Annotated in this window: 21 protein-coding genes; 14 read left to right on the top strand and 7 right to left on the bottom strand. The window is 43.5% G+C overall.

The features are described 5' to 3' along the window. Positions 1–151 precede the first annotated feature (151 nt). Positions 152–406, bottom strand: a complete 255-nt coding sequence (gene grxC, locus IPP74_06685; GenBank protein ID MBL0318957.1) for a glutaredoxin 3 — start codon at positions 404–406, stop codon at positions 152–154. A gap of 90 nt (positions 407–496) precedes the next feature. Here grxC and ccmE point away from each other — a divergent pair, with 90 nt between their 5' ends. The 10 genes from ccmE (at position 497) to argB (ending at position 8,026) form a co-directional block, all read left to right on the top strand. Beyond that, positions 497–928, top strand: coding sequence for a cytochrome c maturation protein CcmE (gene ccmE / locus IPP74_06680; GenBank protein ID MBL0318956.1), 432 nt, complete (start codon positions 497–499; stop codon positions 926–928). Further along, a complete protein-coding gene (locus tag IPP74_06675; GenBank protein ID MBL0318955.1) occupies positions 861–2,831 on the top strand; it encodes a heme lyase CcmF/NrfE family subunit in 1,971 nt (656 codons plus the stop codon). The genes ccmE and IPP74_06675 overlap by 68 nt, the downstream gene beginning before the upstream one ends. Then, positions 2,818–3,027: a DNA gyrase inhibitor YacG gene (gene yacG / locus IPP74_06670; GenBank protein MBL0318954.1), complete on the top strand. Its 210-nt coding sequence runs from the start codon at positions 2,818–2,820 to the stop codon at positions 3,025–3,027. Before IPP74_06675 ends, yacG begins: the two co-directional genes overlap by 14 nt. Next, positions 3,014–3,562: a DsbE family thiol:disulfide interchange protein gene (locus IPP74_06665; protein ID MBL0318953.1), complete on the top strand. Its 549-nt coding sequence runs from the start codon at positions 3,014–3,016 to the stop codon at positions 3,560–3,562. The genes yacG and IPP74_06665 overlap by 14 nt, the downstream gene beginning before the upstream one ends. Before the next feature lie 265 nt (positions 3,563–3,827). Beyond that, positions 3,828–3,962 carry a 50S ribosomal protein L34 gene (gene rpmH, locus IPP74_06660; protein MBL0318952.1) on the top strand — a complete coding sequence of 45 codons (135 nt, stop codon included), beginning with the start codon at positions 3,828–3,830 and terminating at the stop codon, positions 3,960–3,962. Next, the gene (gene rnpA, locus IPP74_06655) at positions 3,931–4,362 is read left to right on the top strand and encodes a ribonuclease P protein component (protein ID MBL0318951.1); all 432 of its coding nucleotides are present in this window, start codon (positions 3,931–3,933) and stop codon (positions 4,360–4,362) included. The genes rpmH and rnpA overlap by 32 nt, the downstream gene beginning before the upstream one ends. After that, positions 4,359–4,613 (top strand): membrane protein insertion efficiency factor YidD, encoded by a 255-nt coding sequence (yidD, locus tag IPP74_06650; protein MBL0318950.1) that lies wholly within the window; start codon positions 4,359–4,361, stop codon positions 4,611–4,613. Before rnpA ends, yidD begins: the two co-directional genes overlap by 4 nt. After that, the gene (yidC, locus tag IPP74_06645; protein ID MBL0318949.1) at positions 4,610–6,382 is read left to right on the top strand and encodes a membrane protein insertase YidC; all 1,773 of its coding nucleotides are present in this window, start codon (positions 4,610–4,612) and stop codon (positions 6,380–6,382) included. Before yidD ends, yidC begins: the two co-directional genes overlap by 4 nt. A 15-nt stretch (positions 6,383–6,397) precedes the next feature. Then, a complete protein-coding gene (locus IPP74_06640) occupies positions 6,398–7,072 on the top strand; it encodes a YihA family ribosome biogenesis GTP-binding protein (GenBank protein MBL0318948.1) in 675 nt (224 codons plus the stop codon). A 42-nt stretch (positions 7,073–7,114) separates the two neighbouring features. Then, positions 7,115–8,026 (top strand): acetylglutamate kinase, encoded by a 912-nt coding sequence (gene argB, locus IPP74_06635; protein MBL0318947.1) that lies wholly within the window; start codon positions 7,115–7,117, stop codon positions 8,024–8,026. Positions 8,027–8,060: 34 nt separating this feature from the next. On the opposite strand, the gene IPP74_06630 is transcribed toward argB, so the two are convergent. Genes IPP74_06630 through IPP74_06620 form a run of 3 tightly spaced genes read right to left on the bottom strand, consistent with a single transcriptional unit; the run spans position 8,061 to position 12,826 of the window. Beyond that, positions 8,061–10,526 (bottom strand): flagellar hook-basal body complex protein, encoded by a 2,466-nt coding sequence (locus IPP74_06630; GenBank protein MBL0318946.1) that lies wholly within the window; start codon positions 10,524–10,526, stop codon positions 8,061–8,063. Positions 10,527–10,547: 21 nt separating this feature from the next. Further along, positions 10,548–11,339, bottom strand: a complete 792-nt coding sequence (locus IPP74_06625; protein ID MBL0318945.1) for a hypothetical protein — start codon at positions 11,337–11,339, stop codon at positions 10,548–10,550. A gap of 11 nt (positions 11,340–11,350) precedes the next feature. Further along, complete coding sequence (locus tag IPP74_06620) at positions 11,351–12,826, bottom strand: flagellar hook-length control protein FliK (protein MBL0318944.1); 1,476 nt, start codon at positions 12,824–12,826, stop codon at positions 11,351–11,353. Positions 12,827–13,032: 206 nt separating this feature from the next. On the opposite strand from IPP74_06620, the gene IPP74_06615 reads away from it, so the two are divergent. Further along, the gene (locus tag IPP74_06615; GenBank protein MBL0318943.1) at positions 13,033–13,701 is read left to right on the top strand and encodes a hypothetical protein; all 669 of its coding nucleotides are present in this window, start codon (positions 13,033–13,035) and stop codon (positions 13,699–13,701) included. Between the two features lie 12 nt (positions 13,702–13,713). Here IPP74_06615 and dnaQ read toward each other — a convergent pair whose 3' ends face one another. Both dnaQ and miaA read right to left on the bottom strand, forming a co-directional pair. After that, positions 13,714–14,442, bottom strand: coding sequence for a DNA polymerase III subunit epsilon (dnaQ, locus tag IPP74_06610; protein ID MBL0318942.1), 729 nt, complete (start codon positions 14,440–14,442; stop codon positions 13,714–13,716). Positions 14,443–14,478: 36 nt separating this feature from the next. After that, on the bottom strand, positions 14,479–15,423 hold the full coding sequence (miaA, locus tag IPP74_06605; GenBank protein ID MBL0318941.1) for a tRNA (adenosine(37)-N6)-dimethylallyltransferase MiaA: 945 nt from the start codon (positions 15,421–15,423) through the stop codon (positions 14,479–14,481). Here miaA and serB point away from each other — a divergent pair. Both serB and IPP74_06595 read left to right on the top strand, forming a co-directional pair. Further along, entirely contained in the window at positions 15,422–16,327 is a 906-nt protein-coding gene (gene serB / locus IPP74_06600; protein ID MBL0318940.1) for a phosphoserine phosphatase SerB, read from the top strand. The two genes, miaA and serB, sit on opposite strands and share 2 nt — an antisense overlap. An 82-nt stretch (positions 16,328–16,409) precedes the next feature. Beyond that, positions 16,410–17,003, top strand: a complete 594-nt coding sequence (locus IPP74_06595; GenBank protein MBL0318939.1) for an outer membrane beta-barrel protein — start codon at positions 16,410–16,412, stop codon at positions 17,001–17,003. Positions 17,004–17,081: 78 nt separating this feature from the next. Here the strand turns inward: IPP74_06595 and ispG are convergent, their stop codons facing one another. Further along, complete coding sequence (ispG, locus tag IPP74_06590; GenBank protein ID MBL0318938.1) at positions 17,082–18,326, bottom strand: flavodoxin-dependent (E)-4-hydroxy-3-methylbut-2-enyl-diphosphate synthase; 1,245 nt, start codon at positions 18,324–18,326, stop codon at positions 17,082–17,084. Between the two features lie 138 nt (positions 18,327–18,464). On the opposite strand from ispG, the gene hemC reads away from it, so the two are divergent. Beyond that, positions 18,465–19,403 carry a hydroxymethylbilane synthase gene (hemC, locus tag IPP74_06585; protein ID MBL0318937.1) on the top strand — a complete coding sequence of 313 codons (939 nt, stop codon included), beginning with the start codon at positions 18,465–18,467 and terminating at the stop codon, positions 19,401–19,403. The last annotated feature ends 10 nt before the right edge of the window (positions 19,404–19,413 follow it).

The following is a 19,413-nucleotide window of genomic DNA, read 5'->3' as shown; positions in this document are numbered from 1 at the left end:
ACGCTCTTGGCGCAACGTGACCGCGCTTCAAAGCGGTGCAGGAATGATGCTCGATATTGAAGCGTGTCGTCTGTCGCTGATAGGATAACCTATTTATTTCCTTTACTGCAACTCAGGCAATAGAGGATTTATGTCCATTGACGACACCACACTATGATAACAAAGGATCTAAGCCACCCTTGCTATCAAGGGCATACAGGTCATCACAGCCCCCCATATGTTTACCATCGATAAAAATCTGTGGGACAGTGCGTTTACCACCAGCGCGGCTCATCATTTTCTCACGAAGATCGGCATCATACGACACATCAATTTCGCTATAGTGAACACCTTTTTTTTGAAAAAGCTGTTTTGCCCTTACACAATAAGGACAGCTCTGCGTGGTATAAATTTCAATATTGGCCATAGGAACATCCCTTTTATTTGACAGCATTAAACCACAAACTATCTGACAAGACTAGTTTTTTTCCATAGATTGATTATAATCCCAACCTGCATGAAACCGAAACACCGCCGCCTCATCTGGATTGTTAGTGGACTTATCTGCCTCGTGACCGCCGTTTTTTTAATGATGGTCGGGCTGCGGGATAGTCTTGTGTTTTTCTTCAGCCCAACGGAGCTTGCCCATAAAAATCTTTCTTCCTCTGAAGTTATTCGCCTGGGTGGCCTGGTAAAACCAGGGAGCCTGACCCGCACGTCACCTACCTCCGTACGCTTTACGGTCACTGATTTTCAAACAGAACTGGACGTCAATTACACCGGGCAATTGCCCGATTTATTTCGTGAGGGCCAAGGGGTAGTCGCCACAGGGAAGCTTACAGATAAGGCACATTTCGTAGCCTCACAGCTTCTGGCGAAGCATGACGAAAAATACGTTCCCAAAGAAGTTACCAGAGCCCTTAAACAACCACGAGGACCTCAACCATGAACCTTCCATTATTGGCATCCTGATTATGCTTTCAATCCTTGGCCATCTCAGTTTAATCTTTTTATTTGGACTCTCAGTCACGCTTGGCGTACTAACCCAAGCCAAGCATTTTAAGGCTGCCCGAATGACGGCTTTCGTTATTCTTGGATTGGGCTTCCTGCCACTTTTCATACTATTGATCGGCCACATAACTTCAGATTTCTCACTGCTGAATGTCGCTGAAAATTCCCATACCCTCAAACCCATGATTTATAAAATATCTGGCACGTGGGGTAATCATGAAGGATCCATGCTCTTGTTCTTAGGGATACTTGCCTTTTATACCGGCTTAATCCCCATCGTGATCCCTGCCACTTACATTAAGGCGCTTATTCCACAATCTCTGTTATTGGCAGGCATCGTCCTTTTTATCTTTTTTACCTCTGATCCCTTTATCTTATTGCATCCAGTTCCCCATGAAGGGTTAGGACTAAATCCGCTTTTGCAAGATATCGGCCTGACATTCCATCCTCCTATTTTATATGCAGGCTATATGGGGCTTTCCGTCCCCTTTTCTTTGGCTATTGCCGTGTTACTTCAAAAATCACCCAGTCGCCAATGGAGCGAAATCATGCTCACCATGGTTCTAATTCCCTGGGGTCTTCTCACAGCAGGCATCGCCATGGGAAGTTGGTGGGCTTACCGTGAGCTGGGCTGGGGCGGCTATTGGTTTTGGGATCCTGTAGAAAATGCGTCGCTCATGCCGTGGTTACTGGCAACGGCCCATATCCATACGCTGATCCTTGCAAAAAAACGCCAATCCATGACTAAGCTTAGTTTATTACTGCCCATACTCGCCTTTGCCATGTGCCTTTTGGGAACATTCCTTGTGCGATCTGGGCTATTAACATCGGTTCATTCGTTTGCATCATCTCCGGAACGTGGTCTATTTATTTTAGGTTTTATTACCCTTATTTTGGCAGGAGCATTATTCATTTATGTGCGTAATATCCCATTTATTCCAGAGCAATTTGAAGCGCGTTTTTTCTCTCGGGATGTTAGCCTTATCGTCCAAGCCTCGTTATTAATATGCGCTTGTTTTACCATTATTTTAGCCACTTTCTATCCTCTTATTTATGAAGGATTGACCGGCAATATCGTTGCTATTGGTGCTCCTTATTTTTCTATTACCTTTGTTCCTATTGCCGCGTTTACTGTTTTTCTGGCAGGCGTTGGCCCGATGATCGCATGGCAACAACAAGCCGCCTTAACTTGGCTTAAAAAATCTTCGCTCTGTTTTATAGCAAGCGTCATTCTTACTATGACCATCCCTTTTATCATGGGATCCTCTCCGCAATGGACTACCTCTATTTTTATGGGTTGTGGGTGGTGGCTTATTTGCGCCTCACTCCAGCTTTTTATCCTTAAAAAAGGAAAAGGATCGGGTCATTTTTATGGAATGGTTCTTGGTCACACTGGCATTGGTATTCTGTTGCTGGCTGCAACCATTAATGTTGCATGGAAAAGTGAGTATTTTGGATATATAAGCCCAGGAGGCACTATTCAGCTTGCCCAATTCAAAGTTACTCTTAAAGATGTCCGCTACGTTCCCGGCCCTAATTATATTAGCGAAACAGCCTCACTTGATGTTTTCCAAGACAGTCAGCCCATTACCCGTATGTCTGCGGAACGACGTTATTATCCGGTGGAAAACACCTCAACAAGCGAGGCCGCCATTTATTCTACACTCTTCTATGATCTCTATTTATCCTTGGGTGACAATCCCGAACCCAACATTCATCAACTACATATTTATTACAAGCCAGCCATGAACTTACTGTGGTTTGGCGCCTTTATAATTGCACTTGCCGCCCTATTTTCCCTTGCTCATTCTCAAATAAGATACAAAAATGACTCGAAGTAAAAATCGGATTTGTCCGTATTGCCATAAAAAAATCCAAGAAAACACTCTATTTTTTTTGCCTTTTTGCTCTGAAAGATGTAAAAATGTTGATCTTAACCGCTGGCTAAGTGATTATTATCACGTTCCAGGCTCTATGACCGATAACGATGAAGAAGCGGGATCACTCCCCTTAGGCACTGAAGATGATGAAACGTAAAACCAAGATATTATTGAGCCTCGTACCCTTTGTCCTGCTTGCAGCCATTTCTGCAGTTTTAGCATGGTCTTTAGTTGGAAACGATCAAACAGCTCCCGTTGAACCGCCTATGATTGGCAAAAAACTACCCCATTTTACCTTAACAACGCTTGATTCTGCCCATCCGACATTTAGCTCCCATGACATCAAGGAACCATTTGCACTTGTCAATATTTTTGCTACATGGTGTACGCCTTGTAGGGCAGAACACGGCCTATTAGTACAGTTATCCAAACTTAATGGGATACCTATTTATGGCATTGCCTACAAGGATAAGGCAAACGACATTAAAGCATTCCTCAGCGAGGCTGGCAATCCTTATAAACAAGTAGGTTTGGATCTGGATGGCCGTACAGGAATTGATCTTGCCATTACCGGCGCCCCCGAAACACTCCTGGTCGATAAAGAAGGCATCATACGCGCCCGCATCGTTGGCCCCTTGACGCCAACCTCCTATCACGATCAAGTGATGAGCATTATCAAGAAAAGCCATTAAGCTTCCCTACCAAAACCAAACTCCGTTTAAGCCTCAATGAAAAACGGGCCATACAATCATAAATTTTAATAGGTTGCCTCTTTCATTATCCATAGTTGAGGTTACCGAGTACTTCGTTTTTTAATTCCAGGAAGAAATCACCCACTCCTTTTTCTATTAGCCCCTCTTTCATTTATAGAAATTGTTGGATTTGGGTTGACATCCTCTTCTATATTGGCTATAAAATTGACCTCTTATTGAAAAATAGCTAAAAAAGGTATTCATTGTGAAACGTACATTTCAGCCAAGCACATTAGTTCGCAAACGCCGTCACGGTTTCAGAAATCGCATGAGCAGTACCGGTGGTCGTCGAGTATTAAGCAGCCGTCGTGCCAAAGGTCGTAAGCGTCTTGCCGCATAGCGCATCAACGAAACGGAATAGTACTCCAGTTCGTTCGCGTAATTGTTTTCAACACATTAAAGAACGGGGCACAAAGGTCGTGGCCAAAGGTTTTACTTTACAGGCATGCCCCACCCCAGATCGTTTCTTAAACGACAATCAGATACGCATAGGATACATCGTCACTAAGCGTCAGGGTAACGCGGTCATTCGCAACCGCATTAAACGGCGTCTACGTGCTTTATGCCGCCTTATTCTTGCCGTTTGTGCTAAGCCTGGTTACGATTATGTATTTATCGCTAAGCATGATGCGCTAGACCGCGAATTTATAAGCCTTAAGAAAGATTTAGTTTACTGCTTACATCAGCTTTCATTATATTACGCTTCTAAGCCTGATACGTTAAAGGAGAAGCAAGTATGATGTCTCATTTATTGCGGTTATTGATACGCTCTTACCAAATTTTCGTTTCTCCCTTCTTTGGCCCATCTTGCCGATTCCAACCGACCTGTTCACGCTACGCCATAGAAGCGATTACCTCTCATGGTGCATGGAGAGGTTTTTTTCTCACATTAAAACGACTTTCACATTGCCATCCTTTTAGTAAAAAATGTGGCTATGATCCGGTTCCTGTTGTTCAACAGAACCCATCTTTATCTAAGGATTATTTATGAGTCATGCGTCTACATCCGATATCCGCAATTTAGTTCTAACCGTTGTTATCTCCATGCTTTTTCTGTTTGCATGGCATCATTTTGTTGATGCTCCACGCATACAAAAAACCCAAGAAGCAGCCGCAACGTATAGCCATACGGTATCATCATCAGAAACCGAAACTCCCAATCCCAATGCAAAACCAGAGATCATCGATCGTGACCGTGCCTTGCTAAGCCAGCCACAACGCGTCAAAATTAATACTCAGCAACTGCATGGGTCTATCAGCTTGAAGGGATTACGCATTGATGACCTCACCCTGGCTACCTATAAACAAACTCTTGAGCATGACGCTAAAGAAGTTGAACTTTTATCCCCATCCCCAACGTCGCGTTCTTATTTCATTGATTTAGGATGGGTTAGCACAACACCCGGCATTCAACTTCCTGGCAAAGATACCGTGTGGCAAAGCAACAGCAATGAATTGACCGCTACTAATCCGGTAAAATTAACCTGGGCTAATCCACAAGGAGTTGCGTTTGAAGTAACCATCTCTATTGATGACCATTATTTATTTTCGATCGAACGCAAAGTCATCAACCATAGTCAAACGTCTCTTTCCATCCAGTCTTTTTCCGCTATTAATCGAACCCACGATTCTTATAATCCCGCATTGGCTCCACATACGCGCGATACCTCCAGCATTATGTATGAAGGTCCATTGGGTGTACTTAGCAACAAATTGGAAGAATTCCCTTATGAAGACATCATGGAGAAAAAATCTATCCAATATTTAAATGCTAAAGGCTGGGTTGGATTTGATGACAAATACTGGTTAACGGCTCTTATTCCTTCACAGCAAGATACCGTTAATGCCCGTTTTAATTATGCCCATCGCAATGGCCGCGAACGTTATCAGGCCGATTTGACCTGGCCGGAACATACAATAGCCCCGAATCAGCAATATCAAGATTCCAGCCATATTTTTACCGGTGCTAAAAAAGTTAAATTGCTCGATCAATATGGGCTGCAATATAATATCCCTCTGTTTGATCGTGCGGTTGATTTTGGCCGTCTGTATTTTCTAACCAAACCGATCTTCTTGCTACTTCAGTATTTTTATTCTGAAATTAATAATTTTGGGCTCTGCATCCTGCTGCTGACGGTTGTGGTTAAATTGGTATTGTTCCCTATTGCCAATAAATCATATGAAACCATGTCACACATGAAACAGGTTCAGCCCAAATTAGCCGCACTGAAAGAAAAGCATAAAACCGATAAAATGGCTCTGAATAAAGCAGTTGCCGAGTTATATAAAAAGGAAAAGCTCAATCCTGCTTTTGGCTGCTTAGGTATGCTTATCCAATTGCCGATCGCTTTTGCCCTTTATAAAGTGCTCTATGTTGCTATCGAAATGCGTCACGCTCCTTTTTATGGATGGATCACCGACCTTTCAGCTCCGGACCCGACTTCGATCTTCAATCTTTTTGGCCTTATTCCCTGGACACCTCCGCTTTTCATGCAGATCGGGGCATGGCCACTTATCTTCTCATTGACCATGTATGTGCAGCAGTTGTTGCAGCCGACTCCTAGTGATCCTATCCAAGCGAATATGATGAAAATATTGCCTTTATTCCTTTTATTTGTTTTCGCTACACTACCTTCGGGTTTGGTGATTTATTTTGTATGGAGCAATCTATTATCGATCATTCAGCAAAAATATATCAGTCATCGCGTTGAGAAAAAAGTTAACAAAATCCACGCAACCCATAGCAAGAAACACGCGTAACGAATGGTCATGATGATGGAACCCCTCTCTTCTGTACCCTCTGATGATTTTGATGATAACCATCCTGAATGGGCAGAGAAAGCGCGTGTACTCTTTGCACAGGAATGCACGTTCTTAAGAGGGGTGGTTGACGAGTCTGGTTTAGTTTCATTTGGTTTACCCGAAATTGCCTTTGCCGGCAGATCTAATGTTGGTAAATCAAGTTTTATCAATGCCTTGACCAATCGCAAATCCCTAGCACGCACCTCCAATACACCAGGACGTACGAAAGAAATTAATTTTTTCAGCCTCGCTGAAAAAATCGTCCTTGTTGACCTTCCTGGTTACGGTTATGCAAAAGCCTCACATAAGGCCGTAGACAGTTGGAACCGCTTGATATTCGACTATTTAAAAGGAAGACCTTCCCTGCGAAGGGTGTTCTTGCTCATTGATAGCCGTCATGGGGTAAAACCCAATGATGAAGAAGTGATGACCCTACTTGATAAGAGTGCGGTTAATTATCAGATTATTTTAACAAAGATTGATAAAATCAAAACGCATGAACTTGAGCAGACTATTGCATCAATTCAAAAAATAGCGCATAAACATCCAGCATGCCATCCACAGGTGATCGCTACCAGCAGTAGAGACAGCCATGGATTAGAGAATGCTCGATTGGAAGTGTTTAAAATTGCACTAAAGGCATCGTAAGCTTTATGTGCATGTGGTTCTAACTCATCCTAGGAGGATACTATGACTACACGTTTGTATTCAGAAGAACAAAAAGAATGGCTCAGTAAAGCCACTATTTTGGCGGAAGCGCTCCCCTATATGCGTCAGTTCGCTGGCGAAACCTTTGTGATTAAATATGGCGGCAGCGCCATGGGTGACACAGAGCTTGCCAAAACATTTGCCCGCAATGTGGTATTGCTCAAACAAGTCGGAATTAATCCGGTTGTCGTTCATGGTGGCGGACCACAAATTGGTGCGATGTTGGAACGTCTCAAAATTCGCAGCGAATTTATTGATGGATTACGCGTCACCGATTCTGCCACAATGGAAGTAGTGGAAATGGTTTTAGCAGGTTCTATCAACAAAGAAATCGTGACCAACATTAACCAAGCTGGCGGTATGGCCATTGGTTTATCTGGAAAAGATGCCAATCTTATCGAAGCACGCAAACTCCGCCGCACCCAAAAAGATCCCGATTCTAACATTGAAAAAATATTAGATTTAGGATTTGTCGGTGAACCAACCTTCATCAACCCCGACATACTTGTTACCTTCGATGATTCAGATATGATTCCTGTGATTGCCCCGATAGGTGTTGGCGAAAATGGTGAAACATTTAATATCAACGCCGATAGTGCGGCAGGCGCTATTGCTTCGGCATTATCCGCCAGTAAATTGATCATGTTGACCGATGTTCCAGGTGTGCTGGATAAAGAAGGCGAATTAATCAGCCAACTGACCGTCGCTCAAACCCGTAAATTATTGCGCAATGGCACCGTTAAAGGTGGCATGATCCCGAAACTGGAAACCTGTATTTCTGCACTTGAATCCCATACCGAAGCCGCCCATATCCTGGATGGCCGCGTGCCTCATGTGTTGCTGTTAGAAATTTTTACAGAGCATGGAATCGGCACGAAAATTCTACCTGTATAAGTTGATTTCCCCTCCTAAATGGAGGGGAAAAAACCTAAAATATCTTATTCAGCTGATCCAAGAGATCGTTAACCGTACTGATTATTTTTGAGCTGGCCTGATAACCACGCTGAGCAACAATCATTTTGGTTAATTCATCGGCAATCTCAACGTTAGACGCTTCTAACGAAGCACCATTAATCACCCCCATACCGCCTTTTCCAGCCTCACGAAGGTTGAAGTTCCCCGAGAATTGTGATTCTGCGTATACGTTACCCGTACGTGTTTCTAAGCCATTTGGATTCGCAAAATCGGCGATTGGCAATTTAAATATTCTTCGTGCCTCTCCATTGCTGAAATTAGCAATGACATATCCATCTTTATCAATATTCACAGCACTCAGCAAACCAGCAGCAACCCCATTTTGATCAACGAATTCGACATTATAATCGGAATCAAACTGTTTAAGTCCATCGGTTAAACCGATTTGCGTTGCACCTGGAGTTCCTTTAATCTGCCCTGCAGTACCATAATCAAAGGTAACCGAATTGGGAGCGGCGCCATTAGACCAAACAATATCGATCGGTTGCGTTAACGTAGAGCTGATAGAACGTAAACTTCCATCGCCATTGAACACGGCAACGCCCGATGCAATCTGCCCATCCGTTCTGGTACTAACAATATCATTTTTATCAAGTGCATACGATTCAACCGCCCAAGTATTTTGGCCTATTTTCAAAAAATTGACCTGGAAATCATGCCCCGTACCCAAGGAGTCAAACATACGCACGTTACGGCTGTAATGTTCCTGTACAGCACCCGATGACATGTTCCCTGCCGAAGATCCTGTTGGGTCATAAGCAGGGCCCAATGGCCCCACCGTTGAAACTCCGGTAACATAGACGGACGGATTACTCACCATGCCAAATTCGGTTAATAATGAACCGGAATTAGAACCATTTTCGATGAAATCAATCGTACCAAGTGGGTCTTTGGTGTAAAGATGCAGTGTTGAACTATCGAGCGGATTCAAAATATTCGCGGCAATCCCATCATTTAAATTAACAAGATCAGCTAATCCCTGTAACGTAGAAAAACGATTATTTTGTGCCGGAGTATCCGCCACCTGCAACGCTTTGCTCCAGGAAGTCCCTAAAATTCCAAGTGCAGAAGCAAAATTTGACGTTCCACCACCTGCATTGTTATCCCGCACCGATATAATTGATTTACCTGCTGCTGGCGTAAGCACGATACCTGAGCTGCTAAGGGTACCTGGGTTAAAATCAGATGATAATGCATCAATAGCCGCTGCCAATGTGGTCATATCGGTAAAATCTGTACCATAGAATAAATTATGTGTGGTTGTGGTACCTGTTGTATCATCCATCACTTCAATTGAGAGCCCATCTCCAGCAAGCGCATTTGAGAAGGCTGTTGTAGCCGATGTAGCACCAAGAATCGGACTAAGTGTAGAAGCCTGAAGACTGGTTGTGATATTACCTATATCGGTAAACGTCATCGCCTCCGTTGCATTCTCTGGTGAAAGATAGAGCTGATTATTCACCACTCTTGCTGATAATCCATTCACCTGATCAATCGCCGAAGCAAGGGTATAAAGATTATTAAACTGACCCAATTGCACGTTAGGAGAAGTCGGCGTGTACGTGAATGTAACAGGCGCCATGCTTGTCGTACCAATACTAAATGATGTTCCGGTATTGCCATTTGAAAAAATTTGCGAAGCCGTCGAAGCTCCTAAAATACCACCGGTCACGGCCTTGCTTATATCAAAGCCGCCATAGGTAAACGAAAAGGCGGCACCCGCAGCCCTTACCGTAAACTGATCTCCAGCCGCAATTCCAGTCCCTGAGGTTGGAGAAGGAATAATAATATCATCAGCACCATTGTTTTTATTTTCAAGAGACGTTGTTAAAAACTTAATATCGTCACCAGATCCTTGCAAAATAGGTTGTGCCGCATTCAAATTAATGCCAAGCGACACGGTTGTTGTTTGCGAGGCTACACCACTGATGGATTTGATATTAACGGGCTTCAAACTTTCAAGGAGGGCACTCGAAGTCGTGTTGAGATTGCCTGCTTCACCTGGTAATCGTGAATCACCATCTAGCGGCCAACCCATCAATGTATAACCGGAACCATTAACAAAATTTCCTCGATCATCTTTTCTAAATGAGCCAGCACGTGTATATAAAAAATCTCCGTTTGCATCTGAACTTTCATTCACCACAAAAAATCCACCACCTGAAATAGCCAAATCGGTTGAGATACCCGTGGACTGAATCAATCCCTGCTGGTCAAATAATTTTTTAGCAGAGGCAAGCACTCCACCAGGTGAGTAGCCCGAGGATGAATTGGCCGTCACTAAGGTTGAAAAATTAGCATCTGCTGATTTATAACCCGTGGTATTTATATTGGCGATATTATCCGAAATAATAGAGATCGCCGTACCCTGCGCTTTCATTCCTGATACGCCTGTTGATAATGCTCCAAATAAACTCATGATCGTTCTCCCTAAATTATCTTAATTTGAATGTGTTGTTGATTCGGTATCTGCGCCCGTATCCGAACCCGCAGATGTTTGTCCGCCCAAATAAGCATAGGACGGGGCTTTTACGCTTAACACTTTGTCTGTTGAAAAATTCAGATCACCAATGGACAAAACGGCTCCATCATTTTGAATGGCAACGGAATCTACCTGACCGGTAATGGTCGTTTTGGGCACAATCGGCTGCCCTTTATCATCTAATGCACTAACTGTAATATCATACGAACCATCAGGTAATCGTTGCTGGCTTTGATTAACACCCGTCCAGACAAATTGATGTTTTCCTGCTGTTGTTTCACCATTGCTCGTATAAACAACTTTGCCATTTTGGTCACTGATAGAAACAAAAACGTTTTTGGCACTTGATGGTAAATCATAACTAAAGAGTGCCTGCCCGTTCTTAAGTTCAGCTTTACTGCCCTCAACTTCAACCACATTTCCAAGATATGAAACGGCATTATTAATTTGGCTCTCTTGTGACATTTGAATAATGCTTTCAAGATTCTTATTGGTTTTTACCGCTTGCTCCACACCGGAAAAGCTGACCAACTGGTTGGTAAATGCATTGGCATCCAATGGCTGTGTAGGATCCTGATTTTGCAGCTGGACAGTCAATAGCTTTAAAAAATTACTAAAATCACCGGCTAACGTTTGAGCAGCCTTACTACTATCGGATGAAGTCGAACTTGAGGCGGTATTTGCCGCACTGCTGGAATTGGTAGTTCTGGTGGGTAAAATAGTGGTTTGAGTAACGCTGTTAATTGACATGTTTGTTTCCTCTAAACTGAAATATCAACACCATGGCGCATGTTGAGATAATGATACTGAATGGGTTGTATATTGGCATCTTCATAGGATGAATCATCTTTTAACGCACTAAGATATTCATTTCTGGAGAACCCCTGATGATTGGATTGTGAATCCGATTGCTGTTGGGCAAAATCCATCATCCGCTGCGAATGCTGTTGCTTAAAATCAAAACTTAAATTGCCACTATCGGTTTTCACCCCCGCACCGACCAATGCTGTTTCAAGATTCTTTACATCCTTTTGCAACAAATCGAGCGTATCCTTTTTATCAGCCACAATGGTGACATGGCTAAGGCCATCCTTAGTAAAATTCAATTGTATATCAACCCTGCCAAGATCTGCAGGATGAAGCTGTATTTTAATATGTTGCGTACCATCTTTTGCTTTTGAAGCAACGGTTAAGCCAATCTGTTCAACCATTTGATCCTGAGATGTTGGCAATTGGATGAGGTTGGATTTTTCTGCATTATCCGATAACGCATTGGGTTGAATGTGATGAATCATGTTAAAGGTTGATTGGCTCGATATGTCAGACGGATTTTGAAATTTGCTTTCTTTTTTGCCCCCTTCATGATTCGCCAGATTCATTCGATTAAAAATAGATTCAACATTATTGGCTGACTTCGTTGCCAACGCTTCGGTTGACGAGTCTGTATTGGCATTTAATGTATTGGATTTAAGATTGGTTTGCGCGGCATTCAAACGCGCCAGTAGATTTTGCTTTTCATTCACTTGCGTTTTTGCAGCACCATTATCATGCAGCAGTGGCAAAACACCGCCTGACGCCTGCAGTATCGTTCCCGCTGTACTATTTTGACTCGTTTGTTGATTAACGATGGGATTTGCCAAAGGGAAGGATTGTGCATTATTTTGCTCCAAGAGCGCATTCTGGTTTTGATCGTGTGAGAGACTATTATTCAAGAGATCCGTTGCGCCGCCATCAAGACTGATTGGATTTATGTCTAAAGAGGATGCTGTTGCAACGGCTTGATTTAACTTATCAGACACATTAGCAGACTGTGAAGGTAATGCCTGGTTCAATAAACCACGACCCTGTTTATGAGCCAGCAATTCCCACATACCATTTTCAAATGATGGCCTATTTTGCGGCGAGCTTAATAAATTCGAGTGGACAGATGTTCCTTGTTGCAACATCTCAGATAATGTTTGAACATCACCTCCCGTAGAAACTAATAGTCCGTTCGGATCACCAACCTGACTAACCGTTGGAATAGCTGCGCTTGTTAATACTGGTGGATTTTTATTCTCAGGCTGCATTTGAAAAGGAGTGATACCACCATGAGCAAGAACACCAGCCAACGGGTTTGTTGTTTGTGAGAGCCGATCTTCAAAAGATGCCAGCCCTTTCCCCGTTGCACCCCGTGCAGCCGTTGATTGAGGCACCCCTCCAATAGAAGCTACGATACCTTGTAGCACATCACTCATAATGCATACCTTGCATAATTATTCTTTTCTCATACAAGCAAAAGCTGTGCCACATTTTATAACGCACACAAACAATTGATTTATAATAACTTTTAACTTTAGACCTTCATCTGTATGACATAAATGAACCCTAGCTGATGAGGAAAAAATTGCCTTTTGGGCTATTTAGCGTTATTCAAGAGGTAGGAATTTGAGGATGAATGACTATGCCTGAAGGTAAACGTGAACTTTCTGAATTAATGATAGCCAAACTAATCCATGATATATCTGGACCAGTGGGTGCTGTCAGCAACGGACTTGAGTATTTAACCGGAGAAGAAGGTCCCATTAAAGAACAGGCTTTTGCCTTGGTAAAAGAAAGCTCTGAGCAGCTAATGGCACGCGTTCAGTTTTACCGTATCGCTTACGGTTTTATTTATCAAACAACCGAAATCAGTATTTCTCAACTCAGACAGCTTTCTGAACATATGTATGAAAGCAGTAAGGTTAAACTTGTTTGGGATAATTTTGCTACGGAAGCCTCAGGCATTCCGTTGAGCAATCGCCTGGGCAAATTACTTTTAAATATGTTGCTCATTTCGGCAACATGTCTGCTGGAAGGCGGCACATTGAAAGTAGCGCTGAAACGTATTGACCAGGGAAAACAACTTTGCATTGGGGCAGAAGGTCCTAATGTTTTAGTTAAACCAGAATGGCTGGAGATACTTTTAAATACATCCAGCACAGCTGCGATTGATACGAAAAATGTTCAACTCCATTATACCAAGCTCCTTGCCTCAGACTGCGAGGTAACGCTTGAGATTGATCATACTAAAACGAGCATGATGTTTATGGCCAGTTACACACAGGCCAATATGCCAACTGCCAGTGCTTAATGAGATGCGGCCCTAGGAACTTTCTTCTACGGCAGTCCATAAAGGGTATTTTAGCTTTTTCAAGAACTCGCGGTGCCGGTTAATTTCGTCTTGATTAATCGGAAAATGACGGCTGGTACGCGGCGTCTTGGTGGATATCTGATTGTCAAGGCGTGATGGATTTTTGCGTTGAGGCTTGAAGGTGCTGGTTTGAATGGTTGCCAACATGTCGCGTTGGGCACCGCCGGTCATTTCAATGTAAACCCGTGCGAGCAATTCTGCATCCAACAATGCCCCGTGCTTCTCACGGTGATCAATATTAATACCGTAACGCGAACAAAGCGCATCCAAATTAGCCTTAGCGCCAGGATATTTCTTACGGGCAATAAGAAGCGTATCAATCACTTCCCGTTCCTCTTGAAAGAACACCCTTCCTAAGCGTTTCGATTCAGCTTTGAGGAATTTAATGTCAAAGGCCGCATTATGGATGACCAATTGAGCATCCCCCAAAAATTCCATGAATTCTTCATAGATATCAGCAAATGTCTGCTTATCACTTAAAAACTCACTTGAGATACCATGGATCCGAAAAGCTTCGTCTGGCATATCACGCTCAGGATTAATGTATCTATGGTAGAAATTTTGGGTACGCACACCGTCAATGAGTTCCACACAGCCGATTTCTACTATTCTATGCCCTTGCTCGGGATCTAAACCTGTGGTTTCTGTATCAAGTACTACTTGTCTCTTTGCTTCTTTCATGCCTTACCTCTTGGCTACTGTACTCGATTGGACCGCCTACAGCAAGCAAAGTTTACGGATTTCTTGGACAGCTTTGTGAGGATCTTCGGCATTAATACGGGTGGCTTGGGGTAATTGATGTTTAAACCAGGTAAATTGTCTTTTGACATAATGGCGGGTATTTTTCTGAGCGGTTTCAATTGCCTTATCCAGAGGTATTGTCTCATGGATATAGTGAAGCAGCTCAGGAACTCCATGCGCTCTCATCGCCGGCAAATTAGGATCAAGCCCTAATCCATCTAGGTTTTTTACTTCTGCAATGGCTCCAGCTTCGACCATAGCCACGAACCGTTTATTGCAACGGTCATACAGTTTCTCCCTCGGTAATTCGAGGAAAAAGAGCTTAAATTGATCGTCTGAGTAAAATAAACTAGCCGGCATTTTTTGAAAGAGGTAGAGCGATTCACCCGTTTCTTCAAGCACTTCCATAGCCCTCACCATGCGCTGAGAATCTCCTACATGCAGATGCTCTTTAATCTGTGGATCTTTTATCAGGAGCAATTCATAAAAACGCTCATTTCCCAATAATTCAAAATCGCTGCGCACCCGCTTCTTTACCTCAAGGCTCACTGCCGGCACCGGAGAAATACCCTTATAAAGGGAGGCGATATACATCCCCGTACCACCAATGAGAATGGGTGTTTTACCGGCTTTTCTTACTGCATCAATCTGTTTGCAAACCATTTCCAGCCATATAAAGACCGAACCATGAGTTGCTACAGGGAGAACCCCATAGAGCTCGTGGGGGATATTCCGTTTTTCTTCGCGGGTAGGCTGTCCACTGATAATCGGTATTTCGTGATACATTTGCATGGCATCGGCATTAATGATGACAGCGGGCATTTCCTCGGCTAAAATGACTCCGATATTGGTCTTTCCACTTGTTGTTGGGCCACCAATAACGATAATATCCGGTTGTTCTTTGTTTAAAGGTTTAATCATGTTTGTTGTAACACTTATTTCGCCATCTTCTGAATACACACTTGATGAAGTGTCTATCAATAGAGTCTTTAAAACAATAGAAAAATCAAAAGGTGGCGTTGAAAACATAAGCTGGCTTTGCAAAGATGAGGCGTGCGATATTTTCTTTAATACACCTGCAGATATTGCCGAACTAGGTTCCAAAATCCGCCAAACCCTTCATCCACATCCCATTGATGCCATTGTGCAACCGGTGGCAAAACGCAGAAAGAAGATGTTAATTGCGGATATGGATTCGACGATGATCAAGCAAGAATGCATTGATGAAATAGCTGATTTCGTCGGAGCAAAAGAAAGGGTCGCGGCGATCACAGAACGCGCAATGAATGGTGAGCTCGACTTTAAAGAGGCACTGCAAGAACGGGTAGCCTTGTTAAAAGGCCTTCCTGCCGAGACACTCCAACGCGTCTATTCTGAGCGCATTATCTTTATGGATGGGGCAAAAACGTTAATCAGCACCATGAGGAAGCACGGCAGCTTCTGTGTTCTTGTTTCTGGAGGGTTTACCTTCTTTACTTCACGTGTCAGCGAATCTCTTGGATTCCATACCAATGAAGCCAATATTCTTGAAATCGAGCATGATGCACTTACTGGAACCGTCAAAGAACCCATCCTTGATAAAACCTCCAAGGTCCATTTTCTAGAACATTATGCCAAAAACCAACAACTTGGCTTGGATGAAATCGTGGCTATTGGCGATGGAGCCAACGATATCCCCATGCTCCTCAAAGCCGGTCTGGGTATTGCATATCACGCCAAACCTATTGTCCAGGAACAAGCCAGAGCATGTATTAACCATAATGACCTTACCGCTTTGCTCTATATCCAAGGCTACAAAAAAGGTGAATTCATAACCAATGAATGATTTTAGCAACAAGCTGTTGAAAATTATACCAAATAGCTCTATAATTGACCCATAATGTCAATCTGTTCATAAGGACAATCCCATGAAAATCTTTTCAACTGCCCTACTGTCTCTTTGTACCTTTGCGGCTTCATTTTCCGCTTTTGCTGCGCAAGAATCGCATCGCGCTTATTATATTGGTGGCGATTATGAATACACCACCCTTGATTACGGCAATAACAGCGGTGGCGTCAATAATAATGATTTCTTTGCCACACGTTTTAACGGCGGCAATATCCATCTGGGTGCTCGTTTTGGCGAATATTTGGGTACAGAACTGGGTTACTATCTTACTGAAAGAAGAGAAAAAAATGGAGTCTCTGGTGTTACTCCCGTTAATACCAATACCAAATTACAGGGTATGTATTTTGACGTATTAGGATTTTATCCTATCACTTCAGATAAAAAGCTTGAAGCTCTTGGATCCGTTGGTTTGGGCTATAACCGTATTGATTCTGAAATCACTACCAGCGGCTTTCCTGGAAGAAGCGCTTCAGATGACCAGATTTCTGGCCGTTTAGGTGCAGGACTTCAATATAATCTGACCGATAACGTTTCAACACGTACACGCATCAACTACACAGCACTTGATGATAGCTACTGGACGTTCGGTGCCGGTGTTAACTTCGGTTTCTAGTTTAACTATTTTTGTGTTAAAAAAGCCTGGTTGTTAACAACCAGGCTTTTTTTGTTGCATAAGGGCTTAGGAAAAAGCCTAAGCGTCGTTCTTTATTTTGTGCGTATAAGTCCTTTCGACATAGGTTTCTACTATTGCCTGAAATTCCTCAGCTATCCCCGCTCCACGGAGGGTATGGGCTTTTTGACCGTCTATAAAGACCGGAGCCGTAGGCGATTCGCCAGTGCCTGGTAAGCTGATGCCAATATTAGCATGTTTGCTTTCCCCAGGACCATTCACGATACATCCCATAACCGCTACGTTCATGGTTTCTACCCCTGCGTATTTTTCTTTCCATATCGGCATTTGCTGCCTTAAATAGGTCTGGATTTTATCGGCTAATTCCTGGAAGAAAGTACTCGTGGTTCTGCCACATCCTGGACATGCCGTTACCATCGGGGTAAACGATCGAAGCCCCATGGTTTGCAATAACTCCTGGCAAACAATCACCTCTTTATCGCGGGATTCACCGGGTTGCGGAGTAAGCGATGCCCGAATGGTATCGCCAATACCGTCTTGCAGAAGAATGGCCAATGCCGCCGATGTTGCCACAATTCCTTTCGATCCCATACCGGCTTCTGTTAATCCCACATGCAGCGCATAATCGCTGCGTTTGGACAATTCGCGATAGACAGACACCAAATCCTGTATCCGGCTTACCTTACAAGAAATAATAATTTTATTGGCTTCCATCCCAATGGCTTCGGCTTTCTTCGCACTAGTTAAAGCCGAGACAACCAATGCTTCTCTTAAAATATCATCGGCAGGACGGGGATTAGCTAATTTAGCATTTTCATCCATCAGCGATGTTGCCATCTCCTGATCGAGGCTACCCCAGTTAACTCCAATACGCACAGCCTTATCACGACGCAATGCCTCTTCAATCATCATCTCAAACTGCTTATCTCGTTTTTCTCCAAACCCTACATTACCAGGATTGATACGATATTTATCAAGGGCTTCCGCCATATCGGGATAGTCTTGCAATAAGCGGTGGCCGTTATAATGGAAACATCCAACGAGCGGAACATGAAGGCCATCCTTAAGCAATTTTTCTTTGATGTAAGGTAACGCCTTAGCCGCGTCTTCATTATTAACCGTTAACCGCACAATTTCTGAACCGGCCTGGAATAATTGCTTTACCTGGATATAAGAAGACTCAATATCGGCCGTATCGGTATTGGTCATCGATTGCACGACTACCGGAGCACCACCCCCCACCACGACATTGCCCACTTTAACTGCATGAGTTTGTTTGCGAATAATACTTGGCGCTGCAACCATAAACAATCCTTCTCTATAAACAGGCCGCCATTCTATCACAAGCTAACCATTTGTTCTATGGTGATTTCTATTTACCAATCCAACAAAATAGACTACCTATATACGGGCAATCCATTCTTAAAAAGCAACTTCAAAACCATGACCTTACTCCGTCCCCTTCGCATCGGTACCCGCCAAAGTCCATTGGCGCTTGCCCAGACGCAGATCATCAAGCAATTGCTGGAAAATGCCTTTCCAGACATTGACAAAGAATTCGCCATTGAAATTGTTTCCATGAAAACAACGGGAGACCATATACTCGACCGCAATCTCTCTGATATAGGTGGCAAGGGTTTGTTCACCAAAGAATTAGAGGAAGCCCTTCTTACCCAGCAAATCGATATGGCCGTCCACTCCATGAAGGACATGCCGGCTGTTTATCCGTCTGGCCTTATTGTTCCCTGCGTTATTCAACGCGAAGATCCTCGCGATGGCCTGATTGGCCCATATAACACCCTTGATCATATTCCGCACATGGCCATTATTGGCACCTCCTCAACCCGCAGGGCCGCCCAAATAAAATATCTGCGCCCCGACCTCCAAATCATTCCTTTTAGAGGAAATGTCGCCACCCGAATTGAAAAATTATCACAGGGCAAAGCGGATGCCACATTGCTTGCGGTTGCCGGACTTAAGCGGCTTCAGTTGCAACAACATATAGCCGCCATCTTCGATCCGCAATTGATGTTACCCGCTGTTGCACAGGGAGCCATAGGCATTCAATGTCGCGAAGATGATCTTGTCATTAAACACCTCTTGAATGCCATTAATCATCTGGAAACCTTTGACTGCATAACCGCCGAGCGCGCACTTCTTGCTGCGCTTGATGGATCATGCAAAACACCGCTGGCTGGATTGGCCACGCTTAAAAATACGACCATCTCTATGGATGGCTTGATTGCTGCCCCTGATGGCTCACGAGTGATACGCTCACAAATCAGCGGTCCACGTACGGAAGCCATATCCCTTGGAAAACGACTTGCCGAGCAATTGCTGAATCAGGGTGGTGGCGATATCTTAAACATCGTTTCCAATTAATCAGTACCCG

It is taken from the genome of Alphaproteobacteria bacterium (assembly GCA_016722515.1).
In the GTDB taxonomy this organism is placed as follows: domain Bacteria; phylum Pseudomonadota; class Alphaproteobacteria; order Rickettsiales; family JADKJE01; genus JADKJE01.
Note: the sequence above shows the minus strand (reverse complement) of the source record. Positions and strands in the feature narration are given on the sequence as shown.